The organism is Hymenobacter canadensis (genome assembly GCF_027359925.1).
Taxonomy (GTDB): domain Bacteria; phylum Bacteroidota; class Bacteroidia; order Cytophagales; family Hymenobacteraceae; genus Hymenobacter; species Hymenobacter canadensis.
The window spans coordinates 98,090-120,682 of the sequence record NZ_CP114767.1 but is presented as its reverse complement, the minus strand read 5'-3'; the positions used below and the strand labels follow the sequence as shown (position 1 = coordinate 120,682).

Here is a 22,593-nt window from a genome sequence, read left to right as displayed (position 1 = left end):
AGGTCAGATGGCAGCAATCCAAACCAATACCGTCATTTTCCTACCGCTCCCCCGGCCAGCTCTCTCCCTGATTGCCAGCCACATGGCAGCTGACAGCCTTTCTCGCTTCCAATTCCTATCGATTCTGTTACGCGCCTCTTACTGGCCACAGGCAGTAGGGCCTGCCTATACCGCGCCGTTCCTGCTGGCAGCCTCCCCCAACCGCCCGAAACCGCCTCTACTCAATTGTCACCCAAAAGCTGGTGCCGCTCTGACGCCTACGGTGGTTGCCATCGGCCACCTGCCCAGGCTACAGCCGCCGCCTAGCAGGCTACCAAATCTGCCGGCAGCACCTGCTACGTAGGTAGTTGCGTCGCTCAACCTATCACCGCTATTATGGAAAAGGACGCCGCTACCACCCCCTCCCGCCGCCACCGGCTCAGCCGGCGCTCCTCCCGTCCGCGGCTGAGCCGGGAAACGCTGCTGGCGCTGATTCTGCTCGCGCTGCTGGTGGGCTTTGTGCTCTACCACGGGTGGCGCTACGGCTGGTAATCGCCAGGCCGGTACGCCTTATTCACCGGGCTAATTTCTGCCGGCTCGCGAAGGAGCTGCTTACTGGCCGGAAAACAAAAATCCCCTTAGCTACAGAAGCTAAGGGGATTTTGCAGTTCACTGTGCAGAGGAGGAGGGATTCGAACCCCCGGAGGTTTAACCCTCAACGGTTTTCAAGACCGCCGCAATCGACCACTCTGCCACTCCTCTAAAAGGCAATCGATACTAAAAAAAGGCAGTGACTTATCGCAGCTGTTCGCTCAATCGAGCTATGGTTGCGGGCAGCTTGCCAAGTAGAGAGGGGGGGATTCGAACCCCCGATACCCTTGCAGGTATAACGGATTTCGAATCCGTCGCATTCGACCACTCTGCCACCTCTCTAGGGTCCAAACTGAGTGGTTTGGGACGACAAAAGTAGCAGCACATCCTGCGCATCACAACTTTTGGCCACTTATTTTTCCAAAAATCCGGTCAGCCGACACCCATTTACCGGGTTTCCACTGATAATCAGGGGCTAAATTTTTGCCTGCTGATTGCGCAGGCGGTTCATCAGGCGCTGGGCGGCAGGGCCGGTGCGCAGCCGCCCGGTCACGGCATCAATGCTGACGTTGATTTCGAAGCCCAGAATCAGGGTCATACACACGAAATCCAGCCACACCATGAAGCCCACGAGCGTGCCCACCGAGCCGTAGAAGTGGTTGTAGCTATCAAAAATCTTCACGTAGAGGATGAACAGAAACGACACGAGGAAGATGAGCAAGGTGGCCACAATGGCCCCGGCCGACAGAAACGGCCACTTGTCGTGCACGGGCGGCACGTAGTAGTACACCAGGCAGGTGGTGAGCAGAAACAGCCCCACCACCGAGCCGTATTTGATGATCGTAATCAGCTCGGCGGTGTACTGCTCGGGCACGATTTCGTGAAACACCAGCGCATCAATGATATACGTACCGAAGAAGATACCCACCACCGACACCAGCAGCACCGACGACAGCACCACCGTCAGCAGCGTGGCAATGACCCGCTTACGCACGTAGGTGCGCTTCTTAAACGACGGGTACTTCTTCTCAAACGCGTCGAGCAGGGCCATGATGCCGTTGGAGCTGAGCACCAGCGCCGTGGCAAAACCAAACGACAGCAAGCCACCGTGCGGAATGTTCACGATGTCCTCGATGGTGCCGGAAATGGCCCGGTACATCTCCCCCGGAATCAGGTCGGCGAGGAACTGCAGAATGTCCAGGTTCAGGTTCGGAATCGGGACGTAGGGAATGAGCGTGAACAGGAAGATGATGGTGGGAAATATGGCAATGGTGAAGTTGAACGCCATGTAAGAGGCGCGCTTGGCAATACCATCCAGCCGGATTTCTTGCATCAGCCGGTCCACCACATCATACACCGAGGCCCGGCCGCCGGCAAACCGCAGCCGCTTCAGAAACACAATAGCCTTGCGGTACGCCCGACGGCGGCGTACATCAGGCAAGTGGTAGCGGCGGGTGGGCAGGCGCATGTGCGGTGAGATGAGTTGGTAATGAACTGTCATGCTGAGCTTGTCGAAGCATCTCTACCGCTTCGTTGGTCTGTTATCCAGACGAAGCGGTAGAGATGCTTCGACAAGCTCAGCATGACGTGCCTTTGGCTCCTTATTTCTTCAGAAACGCAGCCGGCGCGGGGGCATCTACGGGGGCTTTGGGCGGCGTGAGCGGGCTGCCGGCTTCGTCGTCGGTGAAATAGCCCGACAGCTTCTGCTGAATGTGCGGCGGAATGGGGACGGGGCGGCCGGTGCTCATGTTTACGAACACCATCAGGGTGTGGCCTTCGGTGAGCAGTTCCTGGGCCTCGTTATAGATTTCATACTCGAACAGCACCCGTGAGCCTTCGGCGGGTTGCTTGAGCAGCAGGCGCACTGTGAGCAGGTCGTCGTAGCGGGCGGGGCGGCGGAAGCGGGTGCGGATTTCGCCCACCGGCATCCCGACGCCTTCGGCCTCCAGGTCTTTGTAGCTGATGCCCAGCTGCCGGAAGGCTTCGGTGCGGCACACCTCGAAGTACGCCGCGTAGTTGCCGTGGTACACGTAGCCCATCTGGTCGGTTTCGGCGTACCGCACGCGGATCTGGGTGTCGGAAGAGTACATTGGTTTGGATGTAACACCAAGCTCCTGCTTGGTGAATCGTTGAACGATGTGAGTTGCACTGGCGCGGAAGTCAGCACGCAGCTCACCAAGCTGGAGCTTGGTGTTACTTCATAATGCCGCTTCGCGTGAGGGCGGCCTGGTAGCGGCGGGCGTTTACGAGGTGCTCCTGCTCATTGCGGGCAAAGGCGTGGTAGCCGCTGAAGTCTTCCTTGGCGCAGAAGTAGAGGTAGTCGTGGCTTTCGGGGTTCAGCACGGCGTCGATGCTGGCAATGCTGGGCAGGTTGATGGGGCCGGGCGGCAGGCCGGCGTACTTGTAGGTGTTGTAGGGCGAGTCTTTGGTAAGGTGCACGTTCAGCACCCGCTTGATGGTGAAATCCCGGTTGGCGTACACCACCGTCGGGTCGGCCTGCAGCTTCATGCCGCGGCGCAGGCGGTTGAGGTACACGCCCGCCACGCGCGGGCGCTCATCGGCATGCTGCTGCTGCTCAGCCTCCACGATGCTGGCCAGGGTGCTGACTTCGGCGCGGCTCAGGTTCATTTTCTGGCGCTTGGCGTCGCGGGCAGGCGTCCAGAACTTCTCGTACTCCTTTTTCATGCGCTGCATGAGGTTGTCGGGCGTGGAGTTCCAGTACAGCTCGTAGGTGTTCGGGATGAACATCGTCAGGATGCTCGTGGTGTCGAAGCCCAGGCTTTTGGTGTAGCTAGGGCTGCTAAGCAGGCTGTCGAACTGGCCGGGTCGGGCATCGATGGCCGTGTTGAGCTTCTGAGCCAGGTCTTCGCGCAGCCGGATGTTCTGAAACGTGAGCTTGAGCGGCGACTGGCGGCCGGTGCGCAGCGCGTTGATCAGCTCGCGGTTGGTGTAGCCGTTTTTGAGCTCGTAGCGGCCGGGCTTCACCAGCTTCTCGTACTTCATCACCTTGGCCACGAAGCGCAGACTGAGCTTGTCCACGATGGCGCCGGTAGCTTCCACTGAATCCAGCACCGACTTTGCAGTCTGGCCGCGGCGCACCAGCACGTAGGTGGGCGTTTTGGTTTCTACGTTCGGCGTAAAGAAAACCTGGTAGAAATAGTAGGAAAACGTAATCAGAATCAGGCCCGAAATACCGGTGATGTAGGCGAACCGGTTGCGGCGTTTCAGTGCGTTGGCTTTGTAGTCGATGCGGGGTTTGGCCATCGGGAAGGAGGGTGGTCAGATTACCGGAGTATGAAGTTCCGCAGGGCGGATTGGCGGGAGAAGCCGTTTGGAGTAGTTTTATGGTTCAAAAGTACGCGGAATCCGGTAGTGCCGTAGCTTGGGCTTGTTTGCTCTGCTCCGGAGCCAACCTTTGGCCCGGGTTTGCGTCCTTACCTGCAATACACCTGTTTACATTCTTCTTCCTTACCCTCGTTTCCCCATGCAACACTCCTACTCTTCGCGGTGGCAGCGGCTGGCCCTTCTGGCCGCGCTGGGCCTGTTTGGCACCAGTGCCCAGGCTCAGCTAGCCACTTACAGCTTCACCAACGCCATCGGCGACGAACCCACGTTCCCAGCTGATGCCCAGCCTATCAATGCTTCTTTCAGCCCGATGAGCCGTGGTGCTGGTATTACAGCATCTGCTGGTGGTGGTGCTTTCTCGGCTACCGGTTGGTCGATGGCCGCGCTGGATGCCACCGATTACTTCGCTTTCACGGTGCAGCCCGCCTCGGGCTTCCAGGTGCGCCTTGACAGCCTGGTGCTGGATGAGCGCCGTTCCGGCACCGGCGTCCGCGACTGGTCGGTGCGCTCCAGCGTCGATAACTTCGCCACTGATCTGATAACGGTAAACGTACCCGACGACACCAACACGCGCACCAACAAGAAGGTGGCGCTGCCTGCCAGCTTTGCGGCCCGCACCGGAGCCGTGGAGTTCCGGATTTACGGCTACAATTCCGAGGCAGTAGCCGGCTCGTGGCGCGTAGACAATGTTCGTACCTACGGGCTGGTTAGCGCCACCAGCGGCACTACCACGCCTGCTATTGAGTTCGGCGCAGCCGCAGCTACCGTAGCCGAGAACGTGGGTGTGGTGCAGATTCCGGTGCGCCTGAGCGCCGCCAGCGCGCAGGCCGTCACGGTGCAGGTGGTACTGGCCACTCCGGCCGGCACCGCCACCTCGCCCGCCGACTACACCTACACCACCCAGACCCTCACGTTCCCGGCCAACAGCACCGCCGCCCAGAACGCCACGCTCACCATCGTGGACGACGCCGTGGCGGAATCCAGCGAAACGGTGATTCTGAAGCTGCAGAACGCCCTGCCTGCCGGTTCGGCTACGGTATCGGCCGACAGCTATACCGTTACCATCACCGACAACGACACACCTACCGGCCCCACCGTTTCGACGGTTGCGGCCCTGACCGTAAACGACGCCAACGGTGTGCCTACCCAGGCCACGCAGGTGGTGTCGGCCCGCGGCACAGTGTATGGCGTAAACCAGCGTACGGCTGGCTACCAGTTCTCCCTCCTCGACAACACCGGCGGCATTGGCCTGTTTGCTTCGGCGGCCATCGGCACCAACGTGCTGGCGGAAGGTGACTCCGTGCTGGTTACCGGCACGCTGGGCCAGTTCAACGGCCTGAGCCAGATTACGATGACCGGCATTACGCCCCTGGGCCGTGCCCGCCGCACCTACCTCCCGCGCGCTGTAGTGGGGGCTCTCACTGAGAATGAAGAGTCGGAGCTGATTGCCATTGCGACGCCTGTTACCCTCATGACGCCCGCCCAGTGGACGGGTGCCGCCACGGCCTACAACGTGGACGTGATGACGGCCGCTGGTGTGATGTACCTGATGCGCGTTCCCGCTAACTCCGACTTCGCCGGTAAGCCTGCGCCTACCACGCCGTTCCTGCTCACCGGCATCGGCGGACAGTTCGACAACACCTCGCCTTACGATGCTGGCTACCAGATCGTGCCGCGCCGCTACTCGGATCTGGCTTTTGTGCAGTCCGCTGCTGAGCCAGCCTTCGCTAAGAGCCTCGCCCTGTACCCAAACCCCGCTACCAGCCAACTCACGCTCCGCGTTGCTGGTGCCCGCGGTGCGCAGGTGGAAATCATGAACTCGCTCGGCCAGGTAGTAAGCCGCACCACGGCGGCCAACGACCTGACGCCGCTGAACGTGGCTTCGCTGCCCGCTGGCGTGTACGGCGTGCGCCTCACCACCCAGGATGGCTCGGCTACCCGCCGTTTCGTAAAGCAATAAGGATCCGGCCCCATCGGCCACCCACGAAAAGGCTCCGGCATTGTGCCGGAGCCTTTTTTTGTACGCTCAAGCGGCGCTGCGGGACTCTTTTGACCGTCCGGTGTAACCTGCGGCGCAAAAAGCACGAACAGGTTGGCAGTTGTCTGTTACAAGGGCTACCTTGCCCGCTTCGACGCCACTTTGGGGGCGTCGGCCGTTTTCTCACTTCATCCCTCGTCTTGCTATGGCCGCTACGCTGCTCCGCATTCACCCCGAAAATCCGCCCCAGAACCGTATCCAGCAGGTAGTAGATGTGCTACGCCGTGGGGGTATCATTATTTATCCGACGGACACGGTGTATGGCATTGGGTGCGATATTCACAATGCGAAGGCCGTTGACAAGCTCTGCCGCATCAAGGGCCTGAACCCCGAGAAGGCCATGCTCAGCTTTATCTGCGCCGATTTGTCGCACATCAGCGACTATGCCCACGGTATCACCACGCCCACCTATAAGGTGATTAAGCGCGCCCTGCCCGGGCCGTTCACGTTCATTTTTGAGGCCAGCTCCAAGGTGCCGCGCCAGGGCGGCAAGCAGCGTAAAACTGTCGGCATCCGCGTGCCCGACAGCCAGATCATCATTCAGCTTGTGCGGGAGCTTGGCAACCCCATCATGAGCACCTCGGTGCGGGAAGACGAAAACACGCTCGACGAGTACGTAACCGACCCCGACCTGATTTTCGAGAAATACCGCGCGCTGGTTGACTTGGTTATCGACGGAGGCTTCGGCAACAACGTGCCCAGCACCATCATCGACTGCACCAACGACGACTTCGACCTGGTACGCCAGGGCGCCGGCGACATTGAGCAGTATCTGTAAGATTTAGAAGTGAGATAATAGCAGTGAGAGGTGAGACTTTCGTTCAAATGGCGCGTTGCCAGAACGAAAGCCTCACCTCTCACTGCTATTATCTCGCTTCTCTCTTGTGTTTCCAGCGGCGGTGCGTCCAGAGGTAGTCGGTGGGGAAGGCGTGGATATCCTGCTCCAGTTGGCGCACAAACGCCTCCGTGATGGGAAATTCGTTGGCGGGCAACGGCGCATCACCATCGTAGAGCTCCGTGAGGATGATCTGGTAGTAGCCGCGGCGCAGCCGGCGGATGCTCACGTACACCACCGGGCAATGGAAGCGGTCGGCCAGCCGGTCGGCGCTGGTGTAGAAGCCGGAATCCTGGTGCATGAATTCAGTCCAGTAGGGCCGGTCTTCGGGGCCGGCGGCCTGGTCGGAGAGCAGGCTTACCACCCGGGTTTCGCCGCGGCGCTGCAGCATATCCCGCAGGGTGTCGCGCATCGGAATCAGGCCGGCGCCGGTGCGGGTGCGTAGCTGGTGCATAAAGCTTTCGAAGAACGGATTGCTCAGCGGCTTATATACGCCATCGGCGTGCGCCGACAACCACACAGCTCCGGACGTCAGCACCCATTCCCAGTTGCTGGAGTGCGACGACAGACCCAACACCGTACGGCCCTGCGCGAAATGGCGCTCCATCACCTCCGGGTTACTGAACCACACCCGCTTCTTCAACTCGGCGGCTGGCATCACCGCCAATTTCAGCGTTTCCACCATCACCTCCGCAAAGTGCCGGTAGAATCCCTTTGTAATGCGCTGGATTTCTGCTTCAGACTTATCATGAAAGGAATTTCGCAGGTTAACGAGCACCACTTGCTGCCGGTAGCGCACCACGTAGGCCAGCAGCAGATAGATGCCATCGGCCAGCACGTAGAGGACGGGCAATGGCAGGTGCGCGAGGCCGCGCAACAACCAGTTTAGGGGGCGGTAGTACCAGGGATAGGGCTTGGGCAACGAGTTAGGCATGCCCCAAAGTTAACGGGCTGAGCCCGCTCCGGCCGGTGCATAGTCGGCAGCATCCTGCCGCACTGCGGTAGCTTGCGACGTAAGCAGCTGATTTTTAGCGTTACGCACTTCCACAGTCAGCGTGTAGTCGCCGCTGGGCAGCTTGCTCAGATCCAGCTCGCCCAGCACGGGCGTCGGACGCCCGGCCTGGCCGCGCACGGCTCCGTTCATAACTAAGGCGTCGGTTTTGGCAGCCGTTAGTCGCAGCCGGTAGCGCAGCACCAGCGGCTGGTCTTCGGCCACGTTGTAGAGCTCGGCGTACATCCAGAGCCGGTTAGCACCGCGGGCATAGAGGCCGCCGGGAGCCCGCGTGAGGCCGTAGCCTCCACGACTGAAGTTGCTGGCTTCGGCCCCACGGACCGGGGCGCGGGCCAGCAGCAGCAGGTCGCTCAACTGCGGCTTTGAGCCAACAGCGGCCAGCACCAGCGGCTGCTCCACCAGGCTTTGTTTGCCGGCTTGGTATTGGTCGCGCACCAGCGCCCGCAGCGTGTAGGTGCCTTCGGGTAGCAAAAGGCGCTTCTGAAAGCTGAGCGGATTCTTGATAACGGCCGTGGTGTCGCTGAGCACCGGCGGCTTAAGCACCACCGTTTCCTGGTAAACGGCCTGCCCGTCGGGCCGGATTACCTCCAGAGTGAGGGCCGCCGCGGCCTGGTACATCTTAGGGGCGCGGCGCATATAGCGCAGGCTTTTGCCCGACACGGTAGCATATATTTCAACCACCGCGCCCTTCAGGGCCACATCTTCATTGCGGAAACGCGCTACATCCAGCTGCAGCATGGGCGGGGTGGCAGCCTCCGCCAGGCAGGAAACCAGTAATAGAAATAGCAGGGAGAAGTAGCGCATCATGTCAGATTGACAAAACTGTAAGCAGGAAACAAGTGTACTACGCAACAAACCCGGTGCCACGGACAGTTTCCTGCAGCCAGCCGCAATACGCCGGTATTAGGACCTTTTTTGACACTTCTCTGTCTCTTTTCTGGAATCCTAGTCCAGGTCCTGGCCGTTATCCGGGTCGCTCCACTACCTGCCGACCCGCATAATTTCGTCATTTTCCCGGGCTTCGGCAGTGGTATCAGCCGTCATCCTGCTATGTTGGCGGCTGCATTGTTTCTTTTCGCTTCCCGCTGCTGCTCATGCCTGCCGTTTTATCCGAATTACCCTACCATCCACCAATCGCCTTTTTCAGCCAGCTGCTGGGGGCCGATGCCCTCTGGCTGGAAGGCCACGAACATTACCGCAAGCAAACCTACCGCAACCGTTGTCTGATCCTCACGGCGCAAGGCCAACAACCCCTCACCGTGCCTGTAATAGATGGTAACCGCAGCGAGAAAGTGGCCATTTCCGCCCTGGAAATCGACTATCGGCAGAACTGGATTCACCGGCACTGGCGCACCCTGCAAACCGCATACGGGGGCTCGCCGTACTTTGAATATTACGCCGACTACCTGCACGACATCTACTTGCAAAAGCCTGCGCTTTTGTTTGACCTGAACCTGCAGTTTCTGCACCTCTACCTTCGCTGTCTGCGCCTGCGGCTGCCCGTGCACGTCACTACTTCCTACCACGCTCCTGCCGCCACTTCTTCCACGCTTCTCCCCTTCCCGACTGACCTGCTCGACTGCCGCGACCACCTGACACCAAAGGCCCAAGTTGGCCAGGGACCTGACAGGACGTCGGGCCGGCCCTACCCCCAGACGTTTGGTAAAGATTTTGTACCAGAGCTCAGCATCTTAGACCTGCTCTTTATGCAGGGCCCGGCCGCCGGCAGTTTTCTCGCGTAGTGCCTACTGCCGCCCCCGAACCTTCGCCCGTTCCAATCTGTTTCAGATTATATCGGCCCAACCTGCATCCGGGCCCCAAGTCCGGTTGCAGGGTACCATTTTTCTTCACTACCTTATCTGCATGGAAGCTAAATTCTCAAATCGAGTCAAGGAGGTCATCTCCCTGAGCCGGGAAGAGGCCATCCGGCTCGGGCACGACTATATCGGCACCGAACACCTGTTGCTGGGAATGATTCGCGAAGGGGAAGGCACGGCTATCGGACTGCTCAAGAAATTGGGCGTGTCGGTAGACGAGCTGAAATACGCCCTCGAGCAAGCCACCCGCAACACGGCCACTCAGGGCACGAGCATCACCGGCTCCATCCCGCTGACGAAGCAAACCGAGAAAGTCCTCAAGATCACCTACCTCGAAGCCAAAATCTTCAAGAGCGAGATTATCGGTACGGAGCATTTGCTGCTGTCGATTTTGCGCGATGAAGACAACATTTCGTCCCAAATTCTCAGCAAATTCAACGTGAACTACGAATCTGTCCGCGATTCGCTGGATTACCACGGTAACACGGCGAACAACCCCACCTCCGGCCCCGAAGCCGACGACGACGACAACGACCGCCTCTTTGGTGGCGGTGCAGGCCGCGGCGGTGCCGGGGCTGGCGCCACGCCCAAGAAAGGCACGGAGAAGTCGCGCACGCCGGTGCTTGATAACTTCGGCCGCGACCTGACCAAGCTGGCCGAAGACGACAAGCTCGACCCCATTGTGGGCCGCGAGAAGGAAATTGAGCGCGTAGCTCAGATCCTGAGCCGCCGCAAAAAGAACAACCCGATTCTGATCGGTGAGCCTGGCGTTGGTAAAACGGCAATTGCCGAAGGCCTCGCCCTGCGCATCATCCAGAAGAAGGTATCGCGCGTGCTGTTTGGTAAGCGCGTGGTAACGCTGGACCTGGCCTCGCTGGTAGCCGGCACCAAGTACCGCGGCCAGTTCGAAGAGCGCATGAAGGCCGTGATGAACGAGCTGGAAAAGTCGCCCGACGTGATTCTGTTCATCGACGAGCTGCACACGATTGTGGGCGCTGGCGGTGCCTCCGGCTCGTTGGATGCTTCCAACATGTTCAAGCCGGCTCTGGCCCGCGGCGAAATCCAATGCATTGGCGCGACTACGCTCGACGAGTACCGCCAGTACATTGAGAAGGATGGCGCGCTGGCCCGTCGTTTCCAGATGGTGATGGTCGATCCGACCACGCCTGAGGAAACCATCGAAATCTTGCACAACATCAAGGACAAATATCAGGACCACCACCACGTAGTGTACACCGACAAAGCCATTGAGGCCTGCGTGAAGCTGTCGGACCGTTACATGTCGGACCGGTTCCTGCCCGACAAGGCCATCGACATTCTCGACGAGGCCGGCGCCCGCGTGCACATCAACAACATTGTGGTGCCCGAGGATATTCTCAAGCTCGAAGAGCAGATTGAGAACATCAAAGGGGAGAAAAACCGCGTGGTGAAAAGCCAGAAGTACGAAGAGGCCGCCAAGCTGCGCGACACGGAGAAGAAGCTTATTGATCAGCTCGAATCAGCCAAAAAGGACTGGGAAGAGGAGACCAAGAAGAAGCGCTACACCGTGAAGGAGGAGAATGTGGCCGAGGTAATTGCCATGATGACCGGCATCCCCGTTTCACGCGTGGCGCAAAACGAAAGCTCTAAGCTCCTGAAAATGGGCGAAGAGCTGCAGGGCAAGGTTATCGGGCAGGACAAGGCCATCAAGCAGCTGGTGAAAGCCATTCAGCGCACCCGCGTTGGCTTGAAAGATCCTAAGAAGCCTATCGGCTCGTTCGTGTTCCTGGGCCCAACCGGCGTAGGTAAAACGGAGTTGGCCAAGGTGCTGGCTACCTACCTCTTCGACAAAGAAGATTCGCTGGTGCGGATCGACATGTCGGAGTACATGGAGAAATTCAGCGTATCGCGCCTGGTGGGTGCACCTCCCGGCTACGTAGGCTACGAAGAGGGCGGCCAGCTGACGGAGAAAATCCGCCGCAAGCCGTACTCGGTGATTCTGCTCGACGAAATCGAGAAGGCCCACCCTGACGTGTACAACTTGCTTCTGCAGGTGCTGGACGATGGTATCCTGACTGACGGCCTGGGCCGCAAAGTGGACTTCCGCAACACCATCATCATCATGACCTCGAACATCGGGGCGCGTGATCTGCAGGACTTCGGCGCTGGCATCGGCTTCGGTACCAAGGCCCGCAACGAGAACATGGACGAGCTGACGAAGGGCACTATCACCAACGCCCTAAAAAAGACTTTCTCGCCCGAGTTCCTCAACCGTTTGGATGATGTAATTGTCTTCAACTCCCTGGAGAAGAAAGACATCCACAAAATCATCGATATCAGCCTGGCTAAATTGCTGAGTCGTATCCAGACGCTGGGCTACAAAGTGGAATTGACGGAAGCCGCCAAGGATTACGTGGCCGATAAAGGCTACGATCCAAAGTATGGTGCCCGTCCGTTGAACCGCGCCATCCAGAAGTATATCGAAGACCCGATTGCGGAGGAAATCCTGAAGGCTGAAATTGCTCAGGGTGACGTCATAACGGCCGACTATACGGAAGGTGCCGAGGAACTTGTTTTTGCGGTAAGCAAGAGCGGTGAGGAAATGAATCTGGCCAGCGACGAGCGGCCTGAGGAAGCCCCCGAGCCCACCGACGACGAGCCCAAGGACAACAAGAAGAAAGGCGAGTAATCGTCGGAGGTGATTAAGAAACGGCCGGTTCCTGTGAAGGGGCCGGCCGTTTTTGTTTGCCCGACCAGCCCAAGCCAGTTGCAGGAGTCAGCCAAATTCTGGTGCGGCTTTTCTTTACCGGTGCGTTACCTTTGGCATACTGTCCTATAAGTAGCAAACCAGACTCCCACCCCGCATGTCCGATCCGCACGCTGAAGCCCAACTGAGCAAAATCAAAATTCTCGCCCGTAAAAATGAGGAGGCCCTGCTCGGCGGCGGCCAGGCCCGCATCGATGCCCAGCACAAGAAAGGCAAGCTCACCGCCCGCGAGCGAATTGACCTGCTGTTCGACGAGGGCTCATTTGAGGAAATCGGCAAGTTTGTGATGCACCGCTCCAAGGATTTCGGCCTGGACAAGGAGTACTACCTCGGCGACGGTGTAATCACGGGCTACGGCACCGTTAACGGCCGGCTGGTGTACGCGTTTTCGCAGGATTTCACGGTGTTTGGTGGCTCGCTGAGCGAAACCCACGCCGAGAAAATCGTAAAAATCATGGACCTGGCCATGAAGAACGGGGCGCCTGTGCTCGGCCTTAATGATTCCGGCGGAGCCCGGATTCAGGAAGGCGTGGTGAGCCTCGGTGGCTACGCCGACATCTTCTACAAGAACACGCTGGCCTCGGGCGTGGTGCCGCAGCTCTCGGCCATCATGGGGCCGTGCGCGGGCGGCGCGGTATACTCGCCGGCCATCACCGACTTCATCCTGATGGTGGAGGACACGAGCTATATGTTCGTGACCGGGCCGAACGTGGTGAAGACCGTAACCCACGAAAACGTAACCAGCGAGGAACTGGGCGGCGCCAGCACCCACTCGGCCAAGAGCGGCGTCACGCATTTCTCGTGCGCCAACGAAGTGGCCTGCATCAACCACCTCAAGCAGCTGCTGAGCTACATGCCCCAGAACTGCGAGGAAACCGCCCCGATGGTGCCCTACGAGGCCGGTCAGGACGAAAGCCGTTCGGTGCTCGACACCATCATTCCCGAAAACCCGAACCAGCCCTACGACATGCGGGAGGTGATTGACGGCCTCATCGACGCCGACTCTTTCCTGGAGGTGCACAAGAATTTTGCCGAGAACATCGTGGTGGGTTTTGCCCGTCTGGGGGGCCGCAGCATCGGCATCGTGGGCAACCAGCCGGCGGTGCTGGCCGGCGTGCTCGACATCAACGCCAGCACCAAGGCGGCCCGCTTCGTGCGGTTCTGCGACTCGTTCAACATCCCGCTGCTGGTGCTGGAGGACGTGCCCGGCTTCCTGCCCGGCACCGACCAGGAGTGGCGCGGCATCATCACCAACGGCGCCAAGCTGCTCTATGCCTTCTGCGAAGCCACCGTGCCGCGCATCACCGTCATCACCCGCAAAGCTTATGGAGGGGCCTACGACGTGATGAACAGCAAGCACATCGGGGCCGACATGAACTACGCCTGGCCCACCGCCGAAATTGCGGTAATGGGCGCCAAGGGCGCCGCTGAAATCATCTTCAAGCGCGAAATTGCCCAGGCCGAAGATCCTGCCGCCAAGCTCCAGGAGAAGGTGGACGAGTACCAGCAGAAGTTTGCCACGCCTTACCGCGCCGCCCACCGGGGCTTCGTGGACGAGGTGATTCTGCCCTCCCAGACGCGCCAGAAGCTGATTCGGGCTTTCAAGATGCTGGAAAACAAGGTGGACACCATGCCGCGCAAGAAACACGGCAACATTCCGCTGTAAGATTCCGGCTATGCCCATCACCATTCGTCCCTCCACGCTCCAGGATGCCCCGGCCATTCGGCGGCTGTACCAGCGCGTGTCGGCGGAAAGCGGCGGCCTGGCCCGGCAGCCCGAGGAGGTTACCGAGGAGTATGTGCAGCATTTTCTGACGCGCAGCTTAGCGAAGGGTGTGGCATTAGTGGCCGAACGCACCGGTGAACTGGTAGCAGAAATCCATGTGTACAGCCCCGGCCTGCAGATTTTTGCCCACGTCCTCGGCGACCTGACGGTGGCAATTGCGCCCGCCGCGCAGGGCCAGGGCCTGGGGCGGCGGCTATTTGAGGAGTTGCTGACCCGCGTTCAGGCCCGGTTTCCGCAGGTGAGCCGGGTAGAGCTACTGGTGCGGGAAAGCAACGCCCGGGCCATTGCGCTCTACGAAAAGCTGGGCTTCCGCCAGGAAGGCCGCTTCGAGGGGCGGGTAGCCGGCGCGCAGGGCCTGGAAGCGGATGTGCCGATGGCCTGGCACGCGCCGATGCCGGCAGATTAAACCATCAGGCCCAGCCTTTGTATTCTATCTTTTGATTCTTCATTCCATGCGCCCAGAAAGCTTCGATTTCCTCCAGAAATACCTCAACAACCCCTCTCCCACCGGTTTCGAGAAGGAAGGCCAGAAAATCTGGCTCGACTACATCCGGCCCTACATCGACGAGTATTTCGTGGATACCTATGGCACGGTGGTCGGCGTCATCAACCCCGAGGCCAAGTACAAAGTGGTGATTGAGGCACACGCCGACGAAATCAGCTACTTCGTGAACTTCATTACGGAGTCGGGCTTTTTGTACCTGCGCAAAAACGGCGGTTCCGACCCATTAGTGGCCCCGAGCAAGCGTGTGAATATTCACACCAAGAAGGGCATCGTGAAAGCGGTGTTCGGCTGGCCGGCCATCCACGTGCGCAAGGTGGAGCAGGACAAGGCGCCTACCATCGAAACCGTGTTCCTCGACTGCGGCGCTTCCAGCAAGGAAGAAGTGGAGCAGATGGGTATTCACGTGGGTTCCGTCGTCACGTTTGAGGACGAGTTCATGGTGCTCAACGACAAGTTCTACGTGGGCCGCGCCCTCGACAACCGGGTGGGCGGCTTCATGATTGCCGAGGTGGCCCGCATGCTCAAAGAGAACAAGAAAACGCTGCCCTTCGGCCTCTACATCGTGAATGCCGTGCAGGAGGAAATCGGGTTGCGCGGGGCCGAGATGGTGGCGCACCGCATTCAGCCCGATGTGGCCATCATCACGGACGTGACCCACGACACCCAGTCGCCGATGTATGAGAAGAAGACCAGCGGCGACATTTTCTGCGGCAAAGGCCCGGTGATTACCTACGGCCCGGCCGTGCAGAACAACCTGCGCGACCTGATCATCGAGACGGCCCAGAGCGCCGAAATTCCATTCCAGCGCGCCGCCGCTACCCGCGCCACCGGCACCGACACCGACGCCTTTGCCTACTCCGGTTCCGGCGTGGCTTCGGCCCTGATTTCACTGCCCCTCAAGTACATGCACACCACCGTCGAGACCGTGCATAAAGACGACGTAGACAGCGTAACGCGCCTGATCTACGAAACGCTGCTGCGCATCGAGGACGGCCACGATTTCCGCTACTTCAGTTAAGCACGGATTTTTCGGATCAGACGGATTTTTCGGATTTCGTGGACGATTGTAGCGCGGCGCCTCGGTGTCGCGCTACAATTGTTGACCGGCTGTACCGTCTGCTAAATCCGACCAATCCGTCTGATCCGAAAAAATCCGTGTTCATCTCCGGTTTCACCATCATCCGCAACGCCTTCGTCAATGGCTATCCGGTGGTGGATGAAATGGTGGTGAGCGTGGGCAACAGCCGCCGCTGGTATGCCCGCGAGATGCGCGTCATCCGCAACGACGCCGATATCCGCTCCTACAAGGACGCGCAGGGCTTCCGGCACGCCAACGGCGGCAAGCTGCTGGCCGCCGCCGACGTCTTCAACTTCGACGACTACGACTCGCTGGAGCTGTTCCAGGGTACCCATCCGGCCGTGATGCAGCCGCGCGTGGCCCGCCAAAACTGGCCGGTGCAGATCGACATCAGCAAAAAGCGCTTCTTTGGATCCCGCAACTTCCGCCTGCTGTAGCCGCACCCGCCGTCCGGCCGCGGCTGCCTGGAATTATCTTTTCGCCAGGCGCCTGGCCTGGTGAGCAGTTTTGCGCCATGTGCGCGCCGGTCGCGAAGCGGAACTTCGCGGTACGTTTACGTTTCCTTCGTTACGTCATGCAACTCCCTCCCCTTTTCCCGCCGCTCACCGTCACGGACCAGATGGGCCGCCGGGTGGCGGTGCCGTTTCCGCCGCGCCGCATTGTGTCGCTGGTGCCTTCGCAGACGGAGCTGCTGTTTGCGCTGGGCCTCGGCGAACGGGTGGTAGGCGTCACGAAGTTCTGCATTCACCCGCCCGAGGCCAGGCAAACGGCCACGGTTATTGGGGGCACCAAGAATTTCGATTTCGAAAAGATTGCCGACCTCCGGCCCGATCTGATCATCGGAAACAAGGAAGAAAACTACCAGGAAGGCATCGAACAGCTGGCCGCACAGTTTCCGGTCTGGATGAGCGACATCAGCAACCTCGACGAGGCACTGGACATGATCCGGCGCGTCGGGTTCATCGGGGGCCGCAAGGAAGCCGCCGAGCAGATGGCCGCGCAGATTGCCGCGTCGTTTCAGCAGCTGCCGCTGCCGGCGGAGCTGGTGCCAGCCGCCTATTTCATCTGGCGCAAGCCCTACATGGTGGCTGCCACGGGCACCTTCATCGACGACCTGCTGGCACGCGGCGGCTTCCGCAACGTGTTCGGCCACCTGGCCCGCTACCCCGAAGTCACGCCCGAGCAGCTGCAGGCGGCCGCGCCCCGGCAGATTCTGCTGTCTTCGGAGCCCTACCCTTTTAAGGAAAAGCATCTGGCCGAGTTTCAGGCGCTCTGCCCGCAGGCCACCATACGCATCGTGGATGGGGAGCTGTTCAGCTGGTACGGCAGCCGGCTGCTGGAGTCGGCGGCGTATCTGCGGAGCCTGCAGCCTGTAGCATAGGCTTTAGCCTATGCCGGCAACCTCACTCCCACTCCTCTCCAATAAGAGAGGGGCTTTTTAGTCCTGACTTTCCAAGTTAAGCTCCTACAGCTAGTTCCCCCTCTCTTTTGGAGAGGGGGCCAGGGGATAAGGCGTCCGGCACAGGCTAAAGCCTAAGCTACATTGAACCCGGCTTTTTCCAGCTCGCTCCAGAACTGCGGATACGACTTGCGCACCACCTGCGGGGCCTCGATGGTGAGCGGCCCGAGCAACGCCAGCGGCGCAAACGCCATGGCCATGCGGTGGTCGTGGTAGGTGGCCACGGTCTGGCCGCTCACCCGAAACCCGTCGGTGCTGACGCGGAAGTGGCCTTCGGTTTCCTCGGTGAGGTAAGCCCCGAAGTTGGCCATCTCAGTCTGGAGCGCGAAAATCCGGTCGGTTTCCTTGATGCGCAGGCTTTCGAGGCCGCTCATCAGCACCGACACACCCAGCGCCGCCGCCACTACGGCCACGGTCTGAGCCAGGTCGGGGCAGTCGGTGAAATCCTGGGTGAAGGGCGTGCGGGTGCCGGTCTGGGTGAGGCGCACACCGTCCTGCACGTACTCGGTGGCCACACCCAGCTGGGCCATGATGGCCACAATGGCCTGGTCGCCCTGCCAGGAGTAGCGGCGCAGGCCGGGCAGCGTCAGCCAGGAGCCGGCCGGGGCCAGCGCCACCATGGCGTACCAGTAGCTCGCCGCCGACCAGTCCGACTCGATGGTGTAATCGGTGGGCTGGTAGCGGCCGGGGCGCGCCTCCACCACCGTGCCCAGGTCGCGGCAGTCGGCCCCGAAGTGCTGCATCAAAGCCAGCGTCATGCGGATATAGGGGCGCGAACCTACCTTGCCGGTGAGGCGCAGGCGCAGGCCGTGCGGCAGCGTGGGCCCCACCATCAGCAGCGCCGAAATGTACTGGCTGCTGATGTCGCCGCGTACAGACAGCTCCGTCAACTCGCCGGCCTCGGTGGCATCGTCGGTGGGGTTCCAGCCGCTGAGCTGCAGCGGCGGGTAGCCTTCCTGGCCTTCGTAGCGGATGGCCGCGCCGAGCTGGCGCAGGGCGTCCACGAGCACCGCAATGGGGCGCTCCAGCATGCGGGCCGTGCCGGTGAGGTGCGTATGGCGGCCCGTGGCAGCCAGATAGCCGGTCAGAAAGCGCATCACCGTGCCGGCATCTTCGGCATCGAAGCGGGGCGCGTCGGGGTTCAGCAGCAGGCGCTGCATGAGCTGGGTGTCGTTGGCGTCGGAGAGGTTGTCGAGCTGGCCGCCGCCGGCCAGGGCCTGCAGAATCAGAGCGCGGTTGCTTTCACTTTTGGAAGCCGGCAGCTGGGCCGTGCCCCGCAGCGGCTGCGCCGGCCGGGTGAGCGTGAGGGAAGAGTTGATGGCAAAGAGAGCTAAGCCGCCAGGCAGGCGCCCGGGGCGTGATAGAAAAAACAGCGGCCGCCGCCGCCCGGGGCCACGCAGCGGCCGGCCCGCGGCAAAAATAGCCCTCAACCGTGGACTATGGACCAGGTCGGCGCCACCGGGCCACCTACAGCCGGTGGTAGTAGCGCAACGACTCGGCGACGTCGTGTAGCGTAACCGGCTGGTCGTACACGCCCCGCCCGATACCTTCCAGCAGAGTGCAGTTGATGACGGAGCCCGAGTTTTTCTTGTCCTGCAGTGCGTATTCGGCAATGGCGTCGGTTTCCAGGCTCACAAAATGCACCTTCTCAAACACCGAAAACAGGAAGGTTTCCACCTGGTCCAGCTCGGCGGCGCTCAGCAGGCCGCGCTGCACGCTCAGCCAGGCCTCGCAGATCATGCCGGCCGCCACGGCCTCGCCGTGCAGGATTTCGCGGCCGGGCTGCGTGAGCAGGTAGCTCTCCAGCGCGTGCCCCACGGTATGCCCGAAGTTGAGCAGCTTGCGCGGGCCGGCCTCCAGCGGGTCCTGGGCCACAATACGCTGCTTTAGCGCCACCGACGCCTCGATGGTAGCCGTCCAGTCGTCGACGAACATGCCGGTGCGGCGCTGCTCCTCGAAGGCGGCGGCATCGGCAATTAGGCTGTGCTTCACGATTTCGGCGTAGCCCGATTTCAGCTGCCGTGGGTCGAGTGTTTGCAGGAAGCGCGGCTCGATGAACACGCCCGCCGGCTCCTGAAATACGCCTAGCTGGTTTTTAAAGCCGAGGAAATCGACGCCGGTTTTGCCGCCGACGCTGGCATCTACCTGCGCCAGCAGCGTGGTGGGTACCTGCACAAACCGGATACCCCGCTTGTAGAGGGCCGCGCAGAAGCCGCCCAGATCGGTAATGACGCCGCCACCCAGGTTCACCAGTATCGCAAACCGGTCGGCCCGGTGTTCGGTCAGCGCGTTCCAGACGGTTTCACACGATGCCAGGGTTTTGGCTTCCTCGCCCGCCGGCAGCTCTATTACGATATGTTGCTCAGGCAGATAGGGAGCCAGCAGGGGGTAGCACAGGCGCCCGGTGTTGGCATCAGTGAGCACAAAAACCTGGCTTATAGCCGGCCGACGCAGCATTTCTGCCAGTTCTGGCAAGGCATTTGCTCCAATTTGCAAGGTTCCGTTCAACTTCTTCTTGTTTTAAGAAAATCTATTACCAGAATCGGTTGCATAAAATGCAGAAAATGATTAGCATAGTGCAACCATACTACCCGCATTCTGATCATACAATCGAAACTTACTAACTATTACGTTATGTCCTTCTTTACCCGACCCGTGTGTCTGGCCCCGTTATTGGCTTTTAGCCTGTTATCCGCTGCCTGCAGCCGCGACTCGATGCCGCCGATGGAGCAGCAGCTGGTGGGCCGCTGGGAGTGGCAGCAAACCGCTACTGGTGCAAGCAGTATTCTCACCCCGGCTACTACCGGCCACGAAGTAGTGGTGGAATTCGACCGTCGGGGCCGTGCCATGTTCTACCAGGATGGCCAGCTACAGAGCGCCGCCGCGTTTTCGGTTCGGCAGCAGCGGCCGGGGCGGCATATTATTCAATACCGGGGCTACGCTGGCAGCCAGTACTACTCGGTTTCCGGCAATGTGCTCTACCTGCAGGAAATGACGGGCCACACCACCCGGCACAGCTACGTGCGCTTGCCGGCCGTCCGTGCCCTGTCAACTGCCAATTCCTCGGCGCTGTAATTTTCTCCGGTCGGGTTGCAACCATCCAAAGACGGGTTTGCTCATCTCTACAGAAACATAGTATTCACGCTATTCCCTTATCCGATGAAAGCTCTACCCTATGCTAGCCTGCTGTTGGCCGCTACTCTCTTCTCCGGCTGTGCCAAGCAGGAAGTTACCCCCGAACAGGCATCCGTGGTGGGCTCCTGGCAGTGGCAAAGCAGCTTCTGCGGCTGGGGCGGCGCCAGCTCACCGGCCACAACGGGCACCACCCGGCAATTAATCATTGGGGCAGACGGCCAAGCGAAAATGCTTGAAAACGGGGTTTTGCGGTATGTTACCCCCTACGTGCTCAGCCGCCATACTTCGCTGCTCAAAAAACAGGAAACCGACTTCATCACCTTCACGGCGCAGCAGCGGGAGTACATGGTGGAAGTAAGCCCCCAGACCCGAACCCTGAGCCTGGCCGACGATACCTACGACGGCTGCGGCGAAACCTACTCTTCTGCTTCCGGCCAATAGCCTGTCACTACCGCCATGCAGTTCCGCCCCTACTTCCTTTTCGCTATGGCGCTGACCGTATGCAGCACCAACATGGCTGCCCTCTGTTGCCGCGACGATACCGACCAACTGCCTGCCAACCTGGATGCCCTGGCGCAAAAGCAAGGCTATTGGGAATGGCAAAACAGCTTTACGGAAGGCCCGGTAGTGTCGCCGGCTACGGTAGGCTATTCGCGCCAGCTGGTATTCGGCACAAATGGGCAACTGACCATTCGCCACAACAACCAGCCTTTCTCGGAGGTCCCCTATCAGGTTTCCAGCAGTACGCTGCCACGCTGCGGCACCCCACAGCAACCGGTCAGCTTGGTTACGTTCACGGCCGAGCTGGCCAACAACGACCGTAAGGCCTACAGCCTGAGTACGGATGCAGCCGGCACGCATCTCATGCTTGTCGGGGAGGATGCCTGCTTCGATGGCGGCTACACGGAAAACTATCTTTGGAAGGCCGACTGAGGTGTTCTTTGCCAGACCTGCACCCATCTAAAAAGCCCGCCCATCCGATTCCACGGATAGGGCGGGCTTCTTCGTAAGCCTCTTGCGGTTACTCCGGGCGCTGCAGTATCTCGGTCTGGCGCCGGATGCTTTCTACGTGGATAAGCTTGTAGAGCTCGGCCACAAACTTCTCGTTTATGCCGGCTTTTTTCGCCCATTCCGGCCGCGAGCTGAAGATTTCCTGCCACCGGTCGAGCTGCAGAATCTTCACGTTGTTTTCCTTTTTGTACTCGGCCAGCTCGCCTACCAGCGCCATGCGCCGGGCCAGGGCCTCTACAATTTCGCGGTCGGCCACGTCCATTTTCTGGCGCAGCTCCTCGGCTTTGTTGAGGTAGTCTTCGTTGTCGGAAGATCGGTAGCGGTATTTCAGCTCAGTTAGAATCTCACCCAGGCGCTGCGGCGTCACCTGCTGCTCGGCATCCGAAAGGGCGTGGTCGGGGTCAGGGTGGGTTTCAATCATTAGGCCGTCGTAGTCGAGGTCGAGGGCCTTCTGGGCGATGGGCAGCAGCAGGTCGCGGCGGCCGCCGATATGGCTGGGGTCGCAGATCAGCGGCAAGTGCGGAAAGCGGGTTTTCAGCTCGATGGGCAGCATCCAGGTGGGCGCATTGCGGTAGCGGGAAGGCGCAAACGTGCTGAAGCCGCGGTGAATGGCGGCCAGGTCGGTGATGCCGGCGCGCTCCAGCCGCTCCAGCGCTCCGGCCCACAGCGCCACGTCTGGGTTCACCGGGTTCTTCACCATCACGGGCACACCGGTGCCGGCCAGAGCGTCGGCCAGCTCCTGCACCGCAAACGGATTGACGGTGGTGCGGGCCCCAATCCAGAGCACGTCGATGCCGTGCGCCAGGGCCTCTTCCACGTGGCGCGGCGTGGCTACCTCAATGGTGGTGGGCAGGCCGGTTTCGGCTTTCACGCGCTGCAGCCACGGCAGTGCCTCACGGCCCATGCCCTCAAAGGAGCCCGGCCGGGTGCGCGGCTTCCAGATGCCGGCCCGGAACAGGTCGATGTTGCCCAGCGCCTGCAGGCCGCGCGCCGTGGTCATTACCTGTTCCTCGGTTTCGGCGGAACAGGGCCCGGCAATGAGCAGCGGCTGCCCTTTGGCAGCGAGGCGGCTCGTGAAAAAAGAAGCAGCAGCAGGAGTGTTCATGAGAAGCAACGAAAGATAAATCGGGCAACGGCAAGCCCGGAATGAAAGCCCGCCAACTTATGTTGGCCAACTACCGTCTGCTGGCATAACCCAACCGGTTTAGCCTGGGTTTAACGGCTATATTTGTATCACCCATCCACCTGCCCAAAGC

21 protein-coding genes and 2 tRNA genes are annotated in these 22,593 nt (G+C 60.4%); 13 read left to right on the top strand and 10 right to left on the bottom strand.

Annotation, left to right across the window (positions count from 1 at the left end):
- Positions 1 to 375: 375 nt before the first annotated feature.
- Positions 376 to 531: a hypothetical protein gene (locus O3303_RS00565; protein WP_269560122.1), complete on the top strand. Its 156-nt coding sequence runs from the start codon at positions 376 to 378 to the stop codon at positions 529 to 531.
- Between the two features lie 125 nt (positions 532 to 656).
- Here the strand turns inward: O3303_RS00565 and O3303_RS00560 are convergent.
- The 5 genes from O3303_RS00560 to mltG all read right to left on the bottom strand — a co-directional run bounded on the left by O3303_RS00560 (position 657) and on the right by mltG (position 3,834).
- A tRNA-Ser gene (locus O3303_RS00560) sits at positions 657 to 741 on the bottom strand.
- Positions 742 to 825: 84 nt separating this feature from the next.
- Positions 826 to 912 (bottom strand) — tRNA-Ser (locus tag O3303_RS00555).
- Positions 913 to 1,045: 133 nt separating this feature from the next.
- Positions 1,046 to 2,038, bottom strand: a complete 993-nt coding sequence (locus O3303_RS00550) for a YihY/virulence factor BrkB family protein (protein WP_269560121.1) — start codon at positions 2,036 to 2,038, stop codon at positions 1,046 to 1,048.
- A 133-nt stretch (positions 2,039 to 2,171) separates the two neighbouring features.
- On the bottom strand, positions 2,172 to 2,660 hold the full coding sequence (locus O3303_RS00545; protein WP_269560120.1) for an acyl-CoA thioesterase: 489 nt from the start codon (positions 2,658 to 2,660) through the stop codon (positions 2,172 to 2,174).
- A 103-nt stretch (positions 2,661 to 2,763) separates the two neighbouring features.
- Complete coding sequence (gene mltG, locus O3303_RS00540) at positions 2,764 to 3,834, bottom strand: endolytic transglycosylase MltG (protein ID WP_269560119.1); 1,071 nt, start codon at positions 3,832 to 3,834, stop codon at positions 2,764 to 2,766.
- 220 nt (positions 3,835 to 4,054) lie between these two features.
- Here mltG and O3303_RS00535 point away from each other — a divergent pair, with 220 nt between their 5' ends.
- A complete protein-coding gene (locus O3303_RS00535) occupies positions 4,055 to 5,875 on the top strand; it encodes a T9SS type A sorting domain-containing protein (RefSeq protein WP_269560118.1) in 1,821 nt (606 codons plus the stop codon).
- 223 nt (positions 5,876 to 6,098) lie between these two features.
- Positions 6,099 to 6,731, top strand: a complete 633-nt coding sequence (locus O3303_RS00530) for an L-threonylcarbamoyladenylate synthase (protein WP_269560117.1) — start codon at positions 6,099 to 6,101, stop codon at positions 6,729 to 6,731.
- 88 nt (positions 6,732 to 6,819) lie between these two features.
- On the opposite strand, the gene O3303_RS00525 is transcribed toward O3303_RS00530, so the two are convergent.
- Together O3303_RS00525 and O3303_RS00520 are read right to left on the bottom strand one after the other, a co-directional pair.
- A complete protein-coding gene (locus O3303_RS00525) occupies positions 6,820 to 7,722 on the bottom strand; it encodes a lysophospholipid acyltransferase family protein (RefSeq protein WP_269560116.1) in 903 nt (300 codons plus the stop codon).
- A 9-nt stretch (positions 7,723 to 7,731) separates the two neighbouring features.
- Positions 7,732 to 8,607, bottom strand: coding sequence for a hypothetical protein (locus tag O3303_RS00520; RefSeq protein ID WP_269560115.1), 876 nt, complete (start codon positions 8,605 to 8,607; stop codon positions 7,732 to 7,734).
- A gap of 287 nt (positions 8,608 to 8,894) precedes the next feature.
- On the opposite strand from O3303_RS00520, the gene O3303_RS00515 reads away from it, so the two are divergent.
- The 7 genes from O3303_RS00515 (at position 8,895) to O3303_RS00485 (ending at position 17,113) form a co-directional block, all read left to right on the top strand.
- The gene (locus O3303_RS00515; RefSeq protein WP_269560114.1) at positions 8,895 to 9,542 is read left to right on the top strand and encodes a WbqC family protein; all 648 of its coding nucleotides are present in this window, start codon (positions 8,895 to 8,897) and stop codon (positions 9,540 to 9,542) included.
- A gap of 121 nt (positions 9,543 to 9,663) precedes the next feature.
- A complete protein-coding gene (locus O3303_RS00510; protein ID WP_269560113.1) occupies positions 9,664 to 12,285 on the top strand; it encodes an ATP-dependent Clp protease ATP-binding subunit in 2,622 nt (873 codons plus the stop codon).
- 175 nt (positions 12,286 to 12,460) lie between these two features.
- Complete coding sequence (locus O3303_RS00505) at positions 12,461 to 14,029, top strand: acyl-CoA carboxylase subunit beta (RefSeq protein WP_269560112.1); 1,569 nt, start codon at positions 12,461 to 12,463, stop codon at positions 14,027 to 14,029.
- A gap of 10 nt (positions 14,030 to 14,039) precedes the next feature.
- Positions 14,040 to 14,555 carry a GNAT family N-acetyltransferase gene (locus O3303_RS00500; RefSeq protein WP_269560111.1) on the top strand — a complete coding sequence of 172 codons (516 nt, stop codon included), beginning with the start codon at positions 14,040 to 14,042 and terminating at the stop codon, positions 14,553 to 14,555.
- 46 nt (positions 14,556 to 14,601) lie between these two features.
- Positions 14,602 to 15,672 carry a M42 family metallopeptidase gene (locus O3303_RS00495; protein ID WP_269560110.1) on the top strand — a complete coding sequence of 357 codons (1,071 nt, stop codon included), beginning with the start codon at positions 14,602 to 14,604 and terminating at the stop codon, positions 15,670 to 15,672.
- Between the two features lie 137 nt (positions 15,673 to 15,809).
- Complete coding sequence (locus tag O3303_RS00490) at positions 15,810 to 16,169, top strand: hypothetical protein (protein ID WP_269560109.1); 360 nt, start codon at positions 15,810 to 15,812, stop codon at positions 16,167 to 16,169.
- Positions 16,170 to 16,306: 137 nt separating this feature from the next.
- A complete protein-coding gene (locus O3303_RS00485; protein ID WP_269560108.1) occupies positions 16,307 to 17,113 on the top strand; it encodes an ABC transporter substrate-binding protein in 807 nt (268 codons plus the stop codon).
- A gap of 152 nt (positions 17,114 to 17,265) precedes the next feature.
- On the opposite strand, the gene O3303_RS00480 is transcribed toward O3303_RS00485, so the two are convergent.
- A complete protein-coding gene (locus O3303_RS00480; protein WP_350356598.1) occupies positions 17,266 to 18,621 on the bottom strand; it encodes a 3-phosphoshikimate 1-carboxyvinyltransferase in 1,356 nt (451 codons plus the stop codon).
- Positions 18,622 to 18,658: 37 nt separating this feature from the next.
- Complete coding sequence (gene aroB, locus O3303_RS00475) at positions 18,659 to 19,648, bottom strand: 3-dehydroquinate synthase (protein WP_269560107.1); 990 nt, start codon at positions 19,646 to 19,648, stop codon at positions 18,659 to 18,661.
- A gap of 177 nt (positions 19,649 to 19,825) precedes the next feature.
- Here aroB and O3303_RS00470 point away from each other — a divergent pair, with 177 nt between their 5' ends.
- From O3303_RS00470 to O3303_RS00460, 3 genes are all read left to right on the top strand, one after another.
- On the top strand, positions 19,826 to 20,266 hold the full coding sequence (locus tag O3303_RS00470) for a hypothetical protein (RefSeq protein WP_269560106.1): 441 nt from the start codon (positions 19,826 to 19,828) through the stop codon (positions 20,264 to 20,266).
- Positions 20,267 to 20,350: 84 nt separating this feature from the next.
- Positions 20,351 to 20,767, top strand: a complete 417-nt coding sequence (locus O3303_RS00465) for a hypothetical protein (RefSeq protein ID WP_269560105.1) — start codon at positions 20,351 to 20,353, stop codon at positions 20,765 to 20,767.
- A 45-nt stretch (positions 20,768 to 20,812) separates the two neighbouring features.
- Entirely contained in the window at positions 20,813 to 21,259 is a 447-nt protein-coding gene (locus tag O3303_RS00460; RefSeq protein ID WP_269560104.1) for a hypothetical protein, read from the top strand.
- Positions 21,260 to 21,347: 88 nt separating this feature from the next.
- Here the strand turns inward: O3303_RS00460 and O3303_RS00455 are convergent, their stop codons facing one another.
- On the bottom strand, positions 21,348 to 22,442 hold the full coding sequence (locus tag O3303_RS00455; protein WP_269560103.1) for a bifunctional 3-deoxy-7-phosphoheptulonate synthase/chorismate mutase type II: 1,095 nt from the start codon (positions 22,440 to 22,442) through the stop codon (positions 21,348 to 21,350).
- Positions 22,443 to 22,593: the final 151 nt, after the last annotated feature.